18 protein-coding genes and 1 other RNA gene are annotated in these 14,833 nt (G+C 72.7%); 14 read left to right on the top strand and 5 right to left on the bottom strand.

Features of this window, described 5'->3' with window-relative positions; all coding sequences use genetic code 11:
• The 3 genes from ABFT23_RS22390 to ABFT23_RS22380 all read left to right on the top strand — a co-directional run.
• Nucleotides 1–367, top strand: a 367-nt coding sequence (locus ABFT23_RS22390) for an HNH endonuclease signature motif containing protein (RefSeq protein WP_347899264.1), incomplete at its 5' end; no start/stop codon positions are given.
• A 68-nt stretch (nucleotides 368–435) separates the two neighbouring features.
• Nucleotides 436–1,041 (top strand): ASCH domain-containing protein, encoded by a 606-nt coding sequence (locus tag ABFT23_RS22385; RefSeq protein WP_347899263.1) that lies wholly within the window; start codon nucleotides 436–438, stop codon nucleotides 1,039–1,041.
• Nucleotides 1,042–1,104: 63 nt separating this feature from the next.
• Nucleotides 1,105–1,674: a hypothetical protein gene (locus tag ABFT23_RS22380; RefSeq protein ID WP_347899262.1), complete on the top strand. Its 570-nt coding sequence runs from the start codon at nucleotides 1,105–1,107 to the stop codon at nucleotides 1,672–1,674.
• Between the two features lie 6 nt (nucleotides 1,675–1,680).
• On the opposite strand, the gene ABFT23_RS22375 is transcribed toward ABFT23_RS22380, so the two are convergent.
• Genes ABFT23_RS22375 through ABFT23_RS22365 form a run of 3 tightly spaced genes read right to left on the bottom strand, consistent with a single transcriptional unit; the run spans nucleotide 1,681 to nucleotide 3,986 of the window.
• Nucleotides 1,681–1,908 carry a hypothetical protein gene (locus ABFT23_RS22375; RefSeq protein WP_347899265.1) on the bottom strand — a complete coding sequence of 76 codons (228 nt, stop codon included), beginning with the start codon at nucleotides 1,906–1,908 and terminating at the stop codon, nucleotides 1,681–1,683.
• 57 nt (nucleotides 1,909–1,965) lie between these two features.
• Entirely contained in the window at nucleotides 1,966–2,850 is an 885-nt protein-coding gene (locus ABFT23_RS22370; RefSeq protein ID WP_347899261.1) for a sigma-70 family RNA polymerase sigma factor, read from the bottom strand.
• A gap of 32 nt (nucleotides 2,851–2,882) precedes the next feature.
• Complete coding sequence (locus ABFT23_RS22365) at nucleotides 2,883–3,986, bottom strand: citrate synthase 2 (protein ID WP_347899260.1); 1,104 nt, start codon at nucleotides 3,984–3,986, stop codon at nucleotides 2,883–2,885.
• Between the two features lie 82 nt (nucleotides 3,987–4,068).
• On the opposite strand from ABFT23_RS22365, the gene pdxH reads away from it, so the two are divergent.
• The 4 genes from pdxH to prfB all read left to right on the top strand — a co-directional run bounded on the left by pdxH (nucleotide 4,069) and on the right by prfB (nucleotide 7,902).
• Entirely contained in the window at nucleotides 4,069–4,728 is a 660-nt protein-coding gene (gene pdxH, locus ABFT23_RS22360; RefSeq protein WP_347899259.1) for a pyridoxamine 5'-phosphate oxidase, read from the top strand.
• Nucleotides 4,729–4,825: 97 nt separating this feature from the next.
• On the top strand, nucleotides 4,826–6,217 hold the full coding sequence (locus ABFT23_RS22355) for a glycoside hydrolase family 6 protein (RefSeq protein ID WP_347899258.1): 1,392 nt from the start codon (nucleotides 4,826–4,828) through the stop codon (nucleotides 6,215–6,217).
• A gap of 49 nt (nucleotides 6,218–6,266) precedes the next feature.
• Entirely contained in the window at nucleotides 6,267–6,752 is a 486-nt protein-coding gene (locus ABFT23_RS22350; RefSeq protein WP_347899257.1) for a CAP domain-containing protein, read from the top strand.
• Between the two features lie 31 nt (nucleotides 6,753–6,783).
• A complete protein-coding gene (gene prfB, locus ABFT23_RS22345; protein WP_347899256.1) occupies nucleotides 6,784–7,902 on the top strand; it encodes a peptide chain release factor 2 in 1,119 nt (372 codons plus the stop codon).
• Nucleotides 7,903–7,919: 17 nt separating this feature from the next.
• Here prfB and ABFT23_RS22340 read toward each other — a convergent pair whose 3' ends face one another.
• On the bottom strand, nucleotides 7,920–8,573 hold the full coding sequence (locus ABFT23_RS22340) for a hypothetical protein (protein WP_347899255.1): 654 nt from the start codon (nucleotides 8,571–8,573) through the stop codon (nucleotides 7,920–7,922).
• An 85-nt stretch (nucleotides 8,574–8,658) separates the two neighbouring features.
• On the opposite strand from ABFT23_RS22340, the gene ftsE reads away from it, so the two are divergent.
• The 5 genes from ftsE (at nucleotide 8,659) to ABFT23_RS22315 (ending at nucleotide 13,136) form a co-directional block, all read left to right on the top strand.
• A complete protein-coding gene (ftsE, locus tag ABFT23_RS22335) occupies nucleotides 8,659–9,348 on the top strand; it encodes a cell division ATP-binding protein FtsE (RefSeq protein WP_347899254.1) in 690 nt (229 codons plus the stop codon).
• 89 nt (nucleotides 9,349–9,437) lie between these two features.
• On the top strand, nucleotides 9,438–10,352 hold the full coding sequence (gene ftsX, locus ABFT23_RS22330; RefSeq protein WP_347899253.1) for a permease-like cell division protein FtsX: 915 nt from the start codon (nucleotides 9,438–9,440) through the stop codon (nucleotides 10,350–10,352).
• A 52-nt stretch (nucleotides 10,353–10,404) separates the two neighbouring features.
• Complete coding sequence (locus ABFT23_RS22325; protein ID WP_347899252.1) at nucleotides 10,405–11,667, top strand: peptidoglycan DD-metalloendopeptidase family protein; 1,263 nt, start codon at nucleotides 10,405–10,407, stop codon at nucleotides 11,665–11,667.
• Between the two features lie 91 nt (nucleotides 11,668–11,758).
• Nucleotides 11,759–12,238: an SsrA-binding protein SmpB gene (gene smpB, locus ABFT23_RS22320; RefSeq protein ID WP_347899251.1), complete on the top strand. Its 480-nt coding sequence runs from the start codon at nucleotides 11,759–11,761 to the stop codon at nucleotides 12,236–12,238.
• On the top strand, nucleotides 12,231–13,136 hold the full coding sequence (locus tag ABFT23_RS22315; protein WP_347899250.1) for an amidohydrolase family protein: 906 nt from the start codon (nucleotides 12,231–12,233) through the stop codon (nucleotides 13,134–13,136). The genes smpB and ABFT23_RS22315 overlap by 8 nt, the downstream gene beginning before the upstream one ends.
• Before the next feature lie 23 nt (nucleotides 13,137–13,159).
• Here ABFT23_RS22315 and ABFT23_RS22310 read toward each other — a convergent pair whose 3' ends face one another.
• Complete coding sequence (locus ABFT23_RS22310) at nucleotides 13,160–13,594, bottom strand: hypothetical protein (RefSeq protein WP_347899249.1); 435 nt, start codon at nucleotides 13,592–13,594, stop codon at nucleotides 13,160–13,162.
• Nucleotides 13,595–13,779: 185 nt separating this feature from the next.
• Here ABFT23_RS22310 and ABFT23_RS22305 point away from each other — a divergent pair, with 185 nt between their 5' ends.
• Nucleotides 13,780–14,430 (top strand): maleylpyruvate isomerase family mycothiol-dependent enzyme, encoded by a 651-nt coding sequence (locus ABFT23_RS22305; RefSeq protein WP_347899248.1) that lies wholly within the window; start codon nucleotides 13,780–13,782, stop codon nucleotides 14,428–14,430.
• Nucleotides 14,431–14,456: 26 nt separating this feature from the next.
• Nucleotides 14,457–14,826: a transfer-messenger RNA gene (gene ssrA / locus ABFT23_RS22300) on the top strand.
• Nucleotides 14,827–14,833 lie beyond the last annotated feature (7 nt).

Raw genomic sequence — 14,833 nt, 5'->3', positions numbered from 1 at the left:
AGCCGCCGGCACCAAGGTCACCGTCAAGCCGGTCATCGACCTCGCCGAACCAGCCGAGACACCCGCCTACCGACCCAGTGATGCGATCCGTGAACGCGTCACGCTCCGCGACCGGTGCTGCGTGTTCCCCGACTGCACCCGACGCCGGGTCGACCTCGATCACATCGTGGCGTGGGAGTCCGGTGGCATCACCGCCACCTGGAACCTCGCCCTGCTCTGCCGACGCCACCACCGCGCCAAGACCCACGGCCAGTGGGCCTACCGAATGGTCGAACCCGGCCTCTACACCTGGACCAGCCCCATCGGCACCGAGAAGACCGTCGACCGACGTCCACCACCCGGCACCCGAGCCCGCCGACATCCCTGACCGCCCCACCAGCCCGCCGTCCACCCCGACCGCGGGCTACCGGCGCGCCACCCTGCCAGGCTGACCTCATGAGGTTGCCCATGAAGGCTGCGCAGGGCGTGCGTGACGGGTCGGTGACGTTGGCGTTCCGGCGGTGGCAGCGCCAGGACGTCAAGCCCGGCGCGGTGTTCACCTCGTCGAGCGGGCTGGTGCGGGTGGAGTCCGTCAAGGTCGTCGACGCCGCCGAGATCACCGACGAGGAGGCCGTGCGGGCCGGGTGGGCCGACGCCGACCGGTTGCGCCGCCGTCTCGCGGGCGACGCCGACGAGCCCGGCCTCACGACGTACAAGGTGACGGTCTCGTGGGCGGGGGAGGACCCGCGCCTGGCCCTGCGCGCGAGCGCCAACCTGAGCGACGACGACGTCGCCGGCCTCGACCGGCGGCTCGAGCGGCTCGACCGGGCCAGCAGCCACGGCCGGTGGACGATCCGCTACCTGCGGCTGGTCGAGGCGCACCCCGAGCGCCGTGCGCCCGACCTGGCCGAGATGGTCGGTCGCGAGACGGCGCCGTTCAAGATCGACGTCCGCAAGCTCAAGAACCTCGGCCTGACCATCAGCCACCGGGTCGGCTACGAGCTCTCGCCGCGCGGTGCGGCCTACCTCGCCCGCACCACCCGGTCGGACCACGACGGCTGACCGACCGGCCACTCCTGCCACGAACGCCGGACGCCGCCGCCGGGCCCGCCTAGCGTCGTCACCATGCCTCGGTCCCCCCGCCGGGCAGCCGTCCTGGCCTGCCTCCTCGTCCTCGCCGTCGTGTCGCCCCTCGCGCCCGCCCACGCGGCGCCACCGGAGCCGCTCGCCGACTACCAGCCGGCCGCGCACTGCGCCCCGAAGGCCAAGCCCGGCACGCGGGTGCTGGCCCGCTGGCTCGAGCGCCGCTACGGCAGCCGCACCACGATCTCGCGCAGCTGCACGCCCGGCGGCGACGTCTCCTCGGAGCACCAGGAGGGCCGCGCGATCGACTGGTTCGCCGACGCCCGGACGCCGGCCGGACGCGCCTCGGCACGGGCACTCCTCGACGCGCTGCTCGCTCCGGACGCCGCCGGCAACGTCGCCGCCAAGGCCCGCCGCATGGGCGTCATGTACGTGATCTGGAACGACCGCATGTACGCGGCGTGGGACGCGTTCCGGCCTGGGCCCTACCTGAGCTCGTCGTGCCGCAACCGCCGCACCTGCTCACCGACGCTGCGGCACCGCGACCACGTGCACATCTCGCTCACGCGCCGGGCCGCGCGGGGCCTGACGTCGTGGTACCTCGCGCGCTGACCCTGCTCAGTCCTCGGGCAGGTCCGCGAACGCCTTCTTCATCTCGCGGTACCAGCCGAGCGACCTCTTCGGGTGCCGCCAGCGGCCCTTCATGTCGTCGCGCGCCGGCTGGTGGCTGGCGTCACCGGCCTTCTCGGCCTCCTTCAGGTGCTGGTCCTGGGCGTTGATGACGTCGTCGGCGGTCTCGCCGCGGTGGGCGAGGTCGCACGGGCCACCGAGCTGCCGGCAGGTCATGGTCTTCACGTCGGTCTCCTCGATCGGGTGGTGGGCACTGGACGGGCGATGGGTCCACTACTCCGACGACCGGGACGGCGTCGGTGTGACCACGCCGCCCCGGCGCCGCACGACCTGCGCGAGCACGTCGTCGTCGGCGCGGAAGGTGATCGCCTGCACCCGACCGCCGGCGACCTCGAAGTCGAACACGACCCGGGCCGTGCCGCGGTCGAACCAGGCGTGACCGGGGCGGCGTCCGACCTCGGGGCCGACGAAGACCGGGAGGGCGGCATGGGCGCTGCCGTCGAAGAACGCCGCGATCTCCTCGCGGCCCTCGATGCCCGGCGGGGTGCCGACGAGCACGGCGGCGGCGTCGGCGCCGACGGTGGCGTCGGGGGCGAGCAGATGCAGCAGGCGCTCGAGGTCGCCGCCCCGGGCCGCGGCCATGAACGCGTCGACGACCTCCCAGTCGGCCAGCGCGTCGTCCGGGCGCGGCGGCGCGACCTTCGCGCGGGCCCGCGAGGCCAGCTTGCGCGCGGCCGCCGGCGTCGCGTCGAGCAGCGTGGCGATGGTGTCGAACTCGAACCCGAAGCTGTCGCGCAGCACGAACGCCACCCGTTCGCGTGGCGTGAGCCGGTCGAGGACGACGTGCAGCGCCAGGCCCACCGTGTCGGCGAGCGCGACGTCGTCGGCCGGGTCGCCGCCGGCGTCGTCGAGAGCGGCGTCCGGCTCGTCGACCGGCACCGGCGTGCGGGCCTTCAGCCGGTCGAGGCACAGCCGCGTCGTGACGGTCGTCAGCCAGGCGGCCAGGTTGTCGATCGTCGTGCCGGCCGCGCTCGCGCGGTGCAGCCGCAGCCACGCCTGCTGGACGACGTCCTGGGCCTCGGCGTGGTCGTCGAGCACCCTCTCGGCGATCGCCTGCAGTCGGGGCCGCTCGGCCTCGAACTCCTCGGTCCGCTCCACGGGAGTGCCCGTGCGTCAGGCGGCGGTGCGGCTCAGCCCGCCCACTCCGCGTTCCAGCCGTCGACCTCGTCGGCGCCGCGGGCGGCGGGGCCGGTGTAGACGGCGGAGGGGCGGATCAGGCGGCCGGTCATCTTCTGCTCGAGGATGTGGGCCGACCAGCCGCCGGTGCGGGCGCAGGTGAACATCGAGGTGAACATGTTGGCCGGCACCTCGGCGAAGTCGAGCACGATCGCGGCCCAGAACTCGACGTTGGTCTCGAGCACGCGGTCGGGACGACGCTCGCGCAGCTCCTTCAGCGCGGCCTGCTCGAGGGCCTCGGCGACGGCGTAGCGCGGGGCGTCGAGCTCCTTGGCGGTGCGGCGCAGCACGCGGGCGCGGGGGTCCTCGGCGCGGTAGACGCGGTGGCCGAAGCCCATGAGGCGCTCGCCGGAGTCGAGCAGGCCCTTGACGTAGGCGGTGGCGTCGCCGGACTTCTCGACGTCCTCGATCATCGTGAGCACACGGGCGGGGGCGCCGCCGTGCAGCGGGCCGGACATCGCACCGATGGCGCCGGAGAAGGCCGCCGCGACGTCGGCGCCGGTGGAGGTGATGACGCGGGCGGTGAAGGTGGAGGCGTTCATGCCGTGCTCGGCGGCCGACGACCAGTAGGCGTCGATCGCGTGCGCGTGCTTGGGGTCGGCCTCGCCCTTCCAGCGGATGAGGAACTTCTCGGCGAGGGTCCTGCCCTCGTCGACGACCTTCTGCGGGACGACGGGCTGGTGCAGGCCACGGGCGGACTGCGCGGCGTAGGAGAGCACCATGACCGCGAGGCGGCCGATGTCGTCGCGGGCCTGCTCGTCGCTGATGTCGTAGGTCTGGCCGAAGCCGAAGGCCGGGGCGAGCATCGCGACGGCGGCCTGGACGTCGACGCGCACGTCGCCGGTGTGCACCGGGAGGTTGTAGGGCTCGGCCGGCGCGAGGCCGGGGGTGTAGGAGCCGTCGATGAGCAGGCCCCACACGTTCTCGAACGGGACGCGTCCGACGATGTCCTCGATGTCGACACCGCGGTAACGCAGCGCCGAGCCCTCCTTGTCGGGCTCGGCGATCTGGGTCTCGAAGGCGACGACCCCTTCCAGTCCGTGGTGTACCTCGGTCATGGCAGAGCCGCTCCTTCACGCGTCGGGGGGATCCTCAGTGGGTCCGTCGGGCATTCTGCACCAACGCGGCTACGGTCGGCCCATGGGTGAGTTGAACGACGACCTGGCCGCTGCCCGCGAGGAGTACGCCGCCGGCGGGCTCCTGGAGGACGACCTGGCGCCCGACCCGATCAGCATGTTCGAGCGGTGGTACGACGACGCGCGCACCGCCGGCCTCCACGAGCCCAACGCGATGGTCGTCGCCACGGTCGGCGCCGACGGCCAGCCGGCGGCCCGGGTCGTGCTGCTCAAGGGCGTCGGGGCCGACGGCTTCCGGTTCTTCACCAACACCGCCTCCCGCAAGGGCGCCGAGCTCGCCGTCGAGCCCCGCTGCGCGCTGCTGTTCCCGTGGCACCCGCTCGAGCGCCAGGTGCGCGTCGACGGCGTCGCGACGCCGCTGCCGCGGGCCGACGTCGAGGCCTACTTCGCCCAGCGCCCGCGCGGGTCGCGGCTCGGCGCGTGGGCCTCGCACCAGTCGCACGAGGTCGCCTCGCGCGCCGAGCTGGCCGAGGCCTACGACGCGGTCGAGCAGCGCTTCGACGGAGTCGACGACGTCGCGCCCCCCGACGAGTGGGGCGGCTACCTCGTGCGCCCCGAGGCCGTGGAGTTCTGGCAGGGCCGCCCGAGCCGCATGCACGACCGCCTCGTCTACCGGCGCACCGCCGACGGCGCCGGCTGGACGACGCTCCGCCTCGCGCCGTAGGGGCCTGGCCCACTCGGACTAGTCCGCGCGATCCTTCGGTCAGACCTCGCGCCACGCCCTTGCCGGGCGGCCGGTCAGCCCGTCCACTGGGAGCACCATGCGCGCTCGGTCCCCCCACCTCGTCCTGGTCGCCGCGGCCTCCGCCGTCCTCGCGACCCTGTCCTTCGTGCCCGCGGCCCCCGGCTCGGCCGCGGCCGTCGTCGGCGACCCCCGCAACGTCGACGTCGACGTCCGCTCGGGCGGTGCACCGGCGTTCACCGTGACGTGGGCACCGCCGACGGCGGGCAGCCCGACGTCGTACGAGGTCGTGGTCGACGGCTCCGTGCGCGCCACGGTCGACGGCGCCACCCGGCGCGCGACGGTCGAGGGCCTGGAGGTCGGCGGCACCTACGGCATCGCCGTCCGCTCGGTCGACGCCGGCGGCGAGCGCAGCGACGGCGTGAACCGCCGGGCGATCCTCACCTACGGCGCGGCGTCGCCGCGGCTGGCGGCCAACCCGACGAACCCGCTCGCCGGGCGTGAGTGGGGCGTGCACCTCGGCCGGTCGGAGCCGGCGTACGAGCCCTGGCTCAAGGCGAGGGGCGCGACCAAGGACGCCATCGGCCGGATCACCCTGCAGCCCAAGGCCAAGTGGTTCGGCAGCTGGATCCCGGACGGCGATGCGCAGCGGAAGGTCGCCCAGTACCTCGACGAGTCGACACGCGGAGACCGGGCCGTGCTGTCGCAGATGACGCTCTACCGCGCGGCTCCGTGGGGCGCCGCCACGCACACCCGCAAGCCGACCGCGGCCGAGTGGGCGTCGTACCAGCGCTACGTCAACGGCGTCGCGGCCGCGATCGGCGACCGGCCGATGGCCGTCGTCCTGCAGCCCGACGGCGCGTGGATGCAGGGCGCGCCCCGCGGACCGCGCTCGATCTACGCGATGGTCCGCTGGTCGGCCAACCGGCTGAGCGCGCTGCCGAACACCGCCGTCTACCTCGAGATCGGCTCGCCCGACTGGCTGCGTTTCGACCCCGCCCGCGCGGTCAGGCTGCTGCGGTCGGTGGGCATCGCGAAGGCGCGCGGCTTCGCCCTCAGCGTCACCCACATGGACTCCACCGAGTCGTCGGTGCGCTACGGCGCCCGCGTGGTCGACGCCCTCGCCAAGGTCGGCATCGCCGACAAGCACTTCGTCGTCGACACCTCCGACAACGGCCGCGGCTTCACGGTCGCCGACTTCCGGAAGGTGTACCCGGCCAGCGTGCCGATCGGCGCCGCGAAGATGTGCCGGACGGCGACCCAGAGGCTCTGCGTCGCGCTCGGCATCCCGCCGACCACCGACGTCGCCAACCCCCGCTGGGGCCTGCCGGCCGACGTCAACGCCCTGGCCGCGAAGCACGTCGACGCCTACCTGTGGATCGACCGCCCGTGGCTGCGCTGGCAGATCGCCCCGTTCGTCGTCCGGGACGCCGTCGCGCTCGCCGCCTGGAACCCATTTGCACAGACCTGAGGCACCCGCAGGTGGGCGCGGCGGCGCCGCGACGGGTTAGACAGGTCGCATGTCCCCTCACGCGCGCTTGCTCGTCGTCCTCACGCTGGTCGCCGCCGGCCTCGTGCCCGGCCTGGTCACCGCCGGAGGGGCGCGCGCCGACGCCGCCGCGCCGTCCGAGCGGTCGGCCGCGACCTACGTCGCCCAGGTGCGCCGGGCCACCAACGCCGAGCGCACGAAGCGGCAGATCCGACCGCTGCGGGCCAACGCCTGCCTGCAGAAGGCCGCGCAGCGCCAGGCGGACCGGATGGCGCGTTCCGGCCGCCTGCACCACTCGCCCGACTTCGGCGCCATCGGACGACGCTGCGGGCTGCGCGCGTGGGGCGAGAACGTCGCGCAGGGCGGCGGCAACGGCCGGGCCGTCGTGCGGCGCTGGATGGCCTCGAGCGGCCACCGCGCGAACATCCTGAACCGCGACTACCGCATCGTCGGGATCGCCGCCGTCCGGGCCCGCGGCACGTGGTGGGCCGTGCAGGTCTTCGGCCGGAAGATGTGACCCGCGCACCGGCCGAGTAGGGTCGACTGTCGTGGCAGGACCAGACTTCGACACCGAGATCAAACAGCTCCAGGCGACGATGAGCACCATCGGCCAGGTGCTCGACCTCGACGCCATGCGCGCCGAGATCGCCGAGCTCGGCGAGCAGGTCGCCGCACCCGACCTGTGGGACGACCAGGCCAACGCCACCCGCGTCACCGGCCGCCTCTCGGCCGTGCAGGGCCAGCTCGAGCGCTTCGAGGAGCTCCTCGGCCGCATCGAGGACGTCGGCGTGCTCGTCGAGCTCGGCCAGGAGGAGGGCGACGCCGACTCGCTGGCCGAGGCCGAGCGCGAGCTGGGCAAGGTCCGCGCGGCGGTCGAGAGCCTCGAGGTCCGCACCCTGCTGTCGGGGGAGTACGACGCCCGCGAGGCCATCGTGACCATCCGCTCCGGCGCCGGTGGCGTCGACGCCGCCGACTTCGCCGAGATGCTGATGCGGATGTACACCCGCTGGGCCGAGCGCAACAAGTACCCCGTCGAGGTCTTCGACGTCTCCTACGCCGAGGAGGCCGGCATCAAGTCGGCCGAGTTCGCCATCCACGCCCCCTACGCCTACGGCACGCTCTCGGTCGAGGTCGGCACCCACCGCCTGGTCCGCATCAGCCCCTTCGACAACCAGGGCCGGCGCCAGACGTCGTTCGCCGCCGTCGAGGTGGTGCCGCAGCTGGAGCAGACCGACGAGATCGAGATCGACGAGAACGAGGTCCGCACCGACGTCTTCCGCTCGGGCGGCCCCGGTGGCCAGTCGGTCAACACCACCGACTCCGCCGTGAGGCTCACGCACATCCCCACCGGCATCGTCGTGTCCTGCCAGAACGAGAAGAGCCAGCTGCAGAACAAGGCGGCGGCGATGATCGTGCTCAAGGCCAAGCTGCTGGCGCGCAAGAAGGCCGAGGAGGCGGCGCTGAAGAAGGACCTCAAGGGCGACGTCGCCGCCAGCTGGGGCGATCAGATGCGCAACTACGTGCTGAACCCTTACCAGATCGTCAAGGACCTTCGCACCGGCTACGAGACCGGCAACCCGCAGCCGGTCTTCGACGGCGAGATCGACGACTTCCTCGAGGCCGGCATCCGCTGGCGCCGGGGCCAGGAGAAGGTCGACGCCGGCTAGTCCTCCGGCTGTCCCGGCTACCCGGCCGGGGTGCTCGCGGCGTTGACCACTGCGGCGCACCAGCGGTCGGCCCGGGCGACGACGTCGTCCGACGCCGACGCCGGGGCGGTCAGCTCGCAGGTGAGCCACGCGTCGCCGAACAGCCCGCGGAACGAGACCTGCTCGCCGCGCTTGGTCGTGCAGGTCAGCGCCACCGACGGCGCCCCGTAGGGCGACGCGCCGTCGACCCGCGTGCAGCCGCGCTGGCGTGCGGCGCCGGAGACGAGGTCGGTGGCGCTCGCACGGGTCACGGGCGGGGCGAACACCCACGCCCGGGCCGAGGAGGTCGCGCTCGACCAGCCGCACCCGAACTCGTGGGCCACGTCGCGCACCCGGCCGGTGACCCGGGCCGGCTCGCCGTCGTCGTACGACGTGGTCTCGGTGGCCGGGCCGCCCAGGGCCCGCTCGACCACCTCGGGGGGCAGCGCGTCGCAGAACGAGGCCCGGGCGATCGCGGTCGTGCGGGTGTCGAGGTCGGCCAGCGGCGTGGCCGCGACGGTCGGGGGAGTGGTCGGCCCGGTGGGCTCGACCTCCGCGTCGGATCCGCCCAGCACCGCCACGGCGGCGCCGGCCACGGCCAGCACACCGACCACGAGGACGGCGAGCAGCGCGCGGTGAGCAGGACGGGACACGCCCGCCACGATAGAGGCCGGTGGAGAACCCGGCGCCACGCCGGGGAGGCCGGGGTGCGCCCCACTACCCCGTATCGTCGTGCGGGTGATTCGCTTCGAGAAGGCCACCGTGTCCTACCCCGGGCCCGGCAAGCCGGCGCTCAACCAGGTCTCGGTCGACGTCGACAAGGGGGAGTTCGTCTTCCTCGTCGGGGCCTCGGGGTCCGGCAAGTCCACCGCGCTCAAGCTGGTCCTGCGCGAGATGCGTCCCACCGGCGGCCGCGTCTACGTGGCCGGCAAGGAGATCAACCGCCTCGCCACCTGGAAGGTGCCGCGGCTGCGCCGCCAGATCGGCACCGTCTTCCAGGACTTCCGGCTGCTCAACACCAAGACCGTCGCCGAGAACGTCGCCTTCGCGCTGCAGGTGACGGGTCGCTCCGGTCGTGACATCCGCCGGCTCGTGCCCGAGACCCTCGAGCTGGTCGGGCTCGCCGACAAGGGTGCCCGCCTGCCCGACGAGCTCTCCGGCGGCGAGCAGCAGCGGGTCGCGATCGCCCGCGCGATGGTCAACCAGCCGATGATCCTCATCGCCGACGAGCCCACCGGCAACCTCGACCCGGCCAGCTCGGCCGGCATCATGACGCTGCTCGAGCGCATCAACGCCGACGGCACCACCATCTTGATGGCCACCCACGACCACGGCCTCGTCGACGTCGCCCGCAAGCGGGTCGTCGAGCTCGACCACGGCAGCGTCGTCCGCGACGAGGCCGCGGGGGCCTACGGCTTCCAGCACTGATCCTTCCCCCCGGCGTCGAGGCCTTCCCGCTCGACGCCGACCCGACGGCGCGCCCACGCCTCGGCCACACACCAGGAGCACCCCGCTACATGCGCCACCTGTTCACGAACCTGCGTCAGGGACTGCGTCGCAACCTGTCGATGCACGTCGCCGTCATCCTCACCCTCTTCGTCTCGCTGAGCCTGGCCGGCGTCGGCGTCCTGCTGTTCAAGCAGGCCCAGATCACCACCGACCAGATCGGCAGCGAGCTCACGCTCAACGTCTACCTGTGCGTGCCCGACGACCTCGACTTCCCGCAGTGCACCAGCGAGGTGACGCCCGAGCAGGAGGCGGCGATCACCACGGCCATCGAGGAGAACCCCGAGGTCGCCGACCTCGAGGTGATCAGCAAGCAGGAGGGCATCGAGACCCTCATCGACCTCGGCGAGGTGACCCGGGAGCAGACCCAGGGCGACGACGCGCTGATCACAGCGGACAACCTGCCGAAGGTGCTGCGGGTGACCCTCGAGGAGGCGAATGAGTACGACGGCGTGGTCAGCGCGGTGCAGAGCCTCGACGGCGTGCAGAACATCGTGCTCGCCGAGGACCTCGTCGGGCCGGTCTTCGGCACCATCGAGGCGATGCAGTGGGTCGCGTTCGGCGGCGCGCTGGTGCTGGTCGTCGCCGCGGTGCTGCTGGTGGCCAACACGATCCGGCTCACCGCGCTCGCGCGCCGCAAGGAGATCGAGATCATGCGCCTCGTCGGCGCCTCGCGGTTCTTCATCGCGATGCCGTTCCTGCTCGAGGCGATCTTCGACGCCGTCGTCGGCGTCCTGCTCGCCGCGGGGGCCCTCGCGGCGATGATGAAGTTCGGCATCCGCGACGAGCTGACCGAGCGCGTGCAGTCGCTGCTGTTCGTCGACTGGCCGCAGTTCTGGGAGACCGCGCTCGTCGTGGCGGTGCTCGGACCGGTCATGACCGTGCTGCCGACACTCCTGCTGACCCGCAAATACCTCAAAATCTGACCCGCGTCGCCTACCGTCGGGGCGTTCACTTCCCCGAACGAACGGCTTACCTGTGCGCTACTTCCCCAGCGCCGCACGTCAGCGCGCGACGGCGGCCTGTGCTGGCCTCGTGGCCCTGGCGGCGCTCGTGATGCCCCTGGCCCATGCCGACGACGAGAGCGACCTCGAGAAGCAGAAGGACGCGGTCAAGGGTCAGATCTCCGAGGCGACGTCCGACCTCCACGAGGCCAGCAAGGCGGTCGCCCAGGCCGTCACCCGCGTCGAGCAGGCGGAGGCGAAGCTGGCCACCGCCCGCCGCACGCTGGCCGACGTCCGCACCCGCCTCGTCGCCGCGCAGGAGCGCGACGCGACCCTGCAGGGCGAGCTGGAGGCGGCCGAGCTCGAGCTCACCCAGGCCACCGACGCGCTGGCCGCGGGCACCGCCGCCGTCGAGGCGCAGCGGGCTCAGGCGCGCCGCACGCTCGTCAGCAACTACACCCAGGGCGACGCCCGGCTGCGCGCGATCGGCTCGTTCCTCGAGAGCGGCTCGCTGCAGGAGTACTCCAGCCGCCGTCTGGGCGAGCAGGTCATCACGAACGCGCAGGCCAACACCTTCGCCGACCTCAAGGAGGTCGAGGCCCAGCTCGCCACCGAGCAGGAGCGTGTCGAGACGGCCACCGCGGCCGTCGAGGTCAAGCGAGCCGAGGCCGCCGACCACCTCGAGGAGGTGCAGGGGCTCTTCGCCGAGGCCAGTGCGGCCGAGAAGTCCGTCGCCGGGCTGGTCGTCGAGGCCCGTGCGGCCCGCAAGCAGGCCTGGCTCGCCCGCAGCGCCGACCGCAAGACCCTGCAGGCGCTGAAGAAGCGCGAGCGCCGGATCAACGACCGGCTCCTCGAGCTCGCCCGCTCGCAGCGCAACCAGAAGGGCTTCACCGGTCGCTCCGACGGCTACCTCAGCTACCCCGCCAGCGGGCCCGTGACCTCGCCCTACGGCTACCGCACCCATCCGATCTACGGCTACTACAGCCTGCACAACGGCACCGACTTCGGCACCGGCTGCGGCGCCCCGCTGCGCGCCTCGGCCGGCGGCACCGTGATCGACACCTACTACGACTCCGTCTACGGCAACCGGGTCTTCCTGTCGATCGGCAAGGTCAACGGCCAGAGCCTCGTGCTCATCTACAACCACCTCGAGCGCGACGTCGTCAGCGAGGGCCAGCAGCTGGAGCGCGGCACCGTGCTGGGCTACTCCGGCACGACCGGGTGGTCGACCGGGTGCCACCTGCACTTCACGGTGATGGAGAACGGCGTCGCCGTCGACCCCATGAAGTACCTCTGACCCGACGGTGATCGGGGTGCGAGGCCGCCTGCGGCCGAGCCTCGAGATCTCCGCGCCGAACCCGATTGCCCCTGTCTGGGATGATGGACGGATGGCCAGGGAGCAGGGGCGCAAGCTGATCGCGCAGAACAAGAAGGCGCGGCACGACTACGCCATCGACGACACCCTCGAGGCGGGGCTGGTGCTCCAGGGCACCGAGGTGAAGTCGCTGCGTCAGGGCCGGGCGTCGCTGGTCGACGGGTTCGTCGACATCGACGGCGGCGAGGCGTGGCTGCACGGCGTCCACATCCCCGAGTACTCCAACGGCACCTGGACCAACCACGCCGCCCGTCGCAAGCGCAAGCTCCTCCTGCACCGCGAGGAGATCGCCAAGCTCGAGCGCCGGGTCAGCGAGAAGGGCCTCACCGTCGTCCCGCTCTCGCTCTACTTCCTCGATGGTCGCGCCAAGGTCGAGATCGGCGTCGGCAAGGGCAAGAAGTCGTGGGACAAGCGCCACTCGATCGCCGAGCGCACGGCCAAGCGCGAGGTCGAGGTCGAGGTCGGACGCCGGATGAAGGGCATGCGTGACTGAGCCCGTCGAGCGCACGCGCGCGTTCTGGCAGCGGCTCGGACTCCCGGGTCTCCTCGACGTGCACGTGCACTTCCTGCCGCCGCCGATCGAGCGCGCGGTGTGGCGGGTCTTCGACGAGGCCGGACCGCTCATCGGACGCGAGTGGCCGATCCGCTACCGCCAGCCGGTCGACGAGCGCGTCGAGCTGCTGCGCTCCTTCGGCGTCCGGCGGTTCTCGACGCTGCCCTACGCCCACAAGCCGGGCGTCGCGACGTTCCTCAACGACTGGTCGCGCGCGTTCGCCGCGGAGGTGCCCGAGGCGCTGTGGTCGGCCACGTTCTACCCCGAGCCCGAGGCGCCCCACTACGTCGGCGCGCTCGTCGACGACGGCGTCGAGATCTTCAAGGTGCACCAGCAGGTCGGCGGCTTCCACCTCGACGACCCGCTGCTCGCGCCGGTGTGGGGCCTGCTCGAGGACGCCGGCACGCCGGTGCTCGTGCACGCCGGCTCGGGCCCGGTCGGCACGCCGTTCACCGGGCCGGGGTCGATGGCCCGGCTGCTCGCGACGCACCCGCGGCTCACGGTCGTCGTCGCGCACCTGGGCGCACCCGAGAGCGTCGAGTTCGCCCGCCTCGCGGCGACCTACGAGCGCGTGCACCTCGACACCTCGATGGCGGTCAGCCCGTTCTTCGGCGAGCACTTCGACCCCGACGTCGTGCCGCTGCTCGCCGACCTGCGACCGCGGGTGCTCTACGGCTCCGACTTCCCGACCCTGCCGTTCGCCTACGTCGAGCAGCTCGACGCCCTGGCCGCGCTCGGCCTGGGCGACGACTGGCTGCGCGACGTGTGCTGGCACAACGCGGCGGCGCTGTTCGGCGTCGATGTCGCCGTGACAGACGACGGCGCCCGGGCCCCGTAGGGACCCGGGCGCCGTCGAGCCCGTCAGATGTAGCGGGTGGTGATGGTGAAGGCGACGCCGCTGGTGGCGTACTTGGTGCCGCCGGGGGCGATCACGCGGTAGCGGATGCCGCGACGCGAGCCCTCGAAGACGCGGACGGCGACGCCCTTGGCGTTGGTGCGCACGGCGCCGATCTTGCGGAACTTGCCCTTCTTGAACCGCTGGATCTGCAGGTACTTGCGGCCGAACTCGGGCTTGACCGTCATGCGGATGCGCGCGTCGCGGCCCTTGAGGTCCTTGAGGGCGATCCGGCGGCCGGGCTTGGCCTTCGCCGTCGCGGTCGTGGTCGAGGCCACGGGGGTCACGTCGACCACGGCCGAGGTCGGGGCAGAGGTCGGCGCGGCGACGGCGGTGGCCGCGGAGAACGGGGCGAGGGAGAGGGCGGTGGCGACTGCGAGGCCGCTCAGCATCTTGCGCATGGGTGGGTGGTCCGTCCGTCGAAGGGGGTGTGGAAGCCGCCGGTGTCCGTGGCGGCTCAGGGACCGTACCCGTGAACCCGATCGTGAAACTGATCCGGAGGGGTGGGTTCGTGCGGGGGGCGTGGCCTGCGTCACGTCGACCCGACGCAACCCGATCGTCATCCGGATCGGGCATCATCGCGGCCATGCCGGACCCGACCGCGGACGCCGCCTTCGCCACCATCGCGGCCGAGCGCCGCGCCTTCGCCGACGTGCTCGACGACCTCGACCCCGACCAGTGGGCGACGGCGTCGCTGTGCGGCGCCTGGAACGTCAAGGAGGTCGTCGTGCACACGATGGTCGGCCCCACGGGCTCGATCGCCGGCTTCGCGTCCGCGATGCTCCGGGCGCGCGGCAGCTTCGACCGCGCCAACCAGGTCATGGTCGAGCGGCGCTCCGCGCGGCCGATCGCCGAGGTCGTCGCCGACCTCCGCGACCACGCCGACAGCCGGTTCACCCCGCCCGGTGCCTCCTGGCTCGCGCCCTGCACCGACCTCCTGGTGCACCGCCTCGACGCCCTGGTCCCGCTCGGCGTGCCCACCGGCCGGCCCGCCGAGCTCTGGGCGCCGTCCCTCGACTTCCTGCTCGGTCGCTCCGCGGCCCGCATGGGCTTCACCGGCCGGGCGCTGCCGCGCCTGACCTACGCCGCCACCGACCTCGACTGGACCGGCGGGGCCGGCCCGCGGGTCGAGGCGACCGCGGAGACCCTCGCGCTCGCCCTCACCCGCCGCACCGCCCGGCTCGACGACCTCGCCGGTCCCGGAACGGGGATGCTGCAGGCTTACGCCGCCAGGTAGGCTGTCACCAGCACGACAACTCAAGAGGGGCTGATCGGTTTCGACTTGGGACGTTAGTTCCAGGGGAAGCGGGTCGAGGAGCCAGCGTCATCTCGTAAACGATCGCTGGAAACCAATAACTGCCAACGCTAAGCGCAGTTCGTTCGCTCTCGCCGCCTGATCGGTGATCGAACCGTCTGACCGGGCATCCGTCTCCGTCCCGGACCCAGGCGTCATCTAGGAGACTTGCTGTTCAGCTGCTGTCGGGGTGGCTGACCAGGACTTAAACCCGGCTGGGCCTGTCGGCGACGTGTCTGTGCGAGCGCCGGGGCCGAGAAAACGACATCACCGACTGCACCCGGAGAAGACCTGGATCGACGCTCGAGGACCGGGGTTCGATTCCCCGCAGCTCCACGCCTCACCA

This window comes from Nocardioides secundeburneus (assembly GCF_039939255.1).
In the GTDB taxonomy this organism is placed as follows: Bacteria; Actinomycetota; Actinomycetes; order Propionibacteriales; family Nocardioidaceae; genus Nocardioides.
This window is presented reverse-complemented; position numbering and strand designations above follow the sequence as displayed.

Bases quoted from the DNA above. Each gene is read 5' to 3' on its own strand.
- smpB (WP_347899251.1), top strand. From the start codon at position 11,759: ATGGCCAGGGAGCAGGGGCGCAAGCTGATCGCGCAGAACAAGAAGGCG.
- ABFT23_RS22350 (WP_347899257.1), top strand. From the start codon at position 6,267: ATGTCCCCTCACGCGCGCTTGCTCGTCGTCCTCACGCTGGTCGCCGCC.
- ABFT23_RS22365 (WP_347899260.1), bottom strand. From the start codon at position 3,986: ATGACCGAGGTACACCACGGACTGGAAGGGGTCGTCGCCTTCGAGACC.
- ABFT23_RS22385 (WP_347899263.1), top strand. From the start codon at position 436: ATGAGGTTGCCCATGAAGGCTGCGCAGGGCGTGCGTGACGGGTCGGTG.
- ABFT23_RS22355 (WP_347899258.1), top strand. From the start codon at position 4,826: ATGCGCGCTCGGTCCCCCCACCTCGTCCTGGTCGCCGCGGCCTCCGCC.
- ABFT23_RS22375 (WP_347899265.1), bottom strand. From the start codon at position 1,908: ATGACCTGCCGGCAGCTCGGTGGCCCGTGCGACCTCGCCCACCGCGGC.
- pdxH (WP_347899259.1), top strand. From the start codon at position 4,069: ATGGGTGAGTTGAACGACGACCTGGCCGCTGCCCGCGAGGAGTACGCC.
- ftsX (WP_347899253.1), top strand. From the start codon at position 9,438: ATGCGCCACCTGTTCACGAACCTGCGTCAGGGACTGCGTCGCAACCTG.
- ABFT23_RS22305 (WP_347899248.1), top strand. From the start codon at position 13,780: ATGCCGGACCCGACCGCGGACGCCGCCTTCGCCACCATCGCGGCCGAG.
- ABFT23_RS22380 (WP_347899262.1), top strand. From the start codon at position 1,105: ATGCCTCGGTCCCCCCGCCGGGCAGCCGTCCTGGCCTGCCTCCTCGTC.
- ABFT23_RS22310 (WP_347899249.1), bottom strand. From the start codon at position 13,594: ATGCGCAAGATGCTGAGCGGCCTCGCAGTCGCCACCGCCCTCTCCCTC.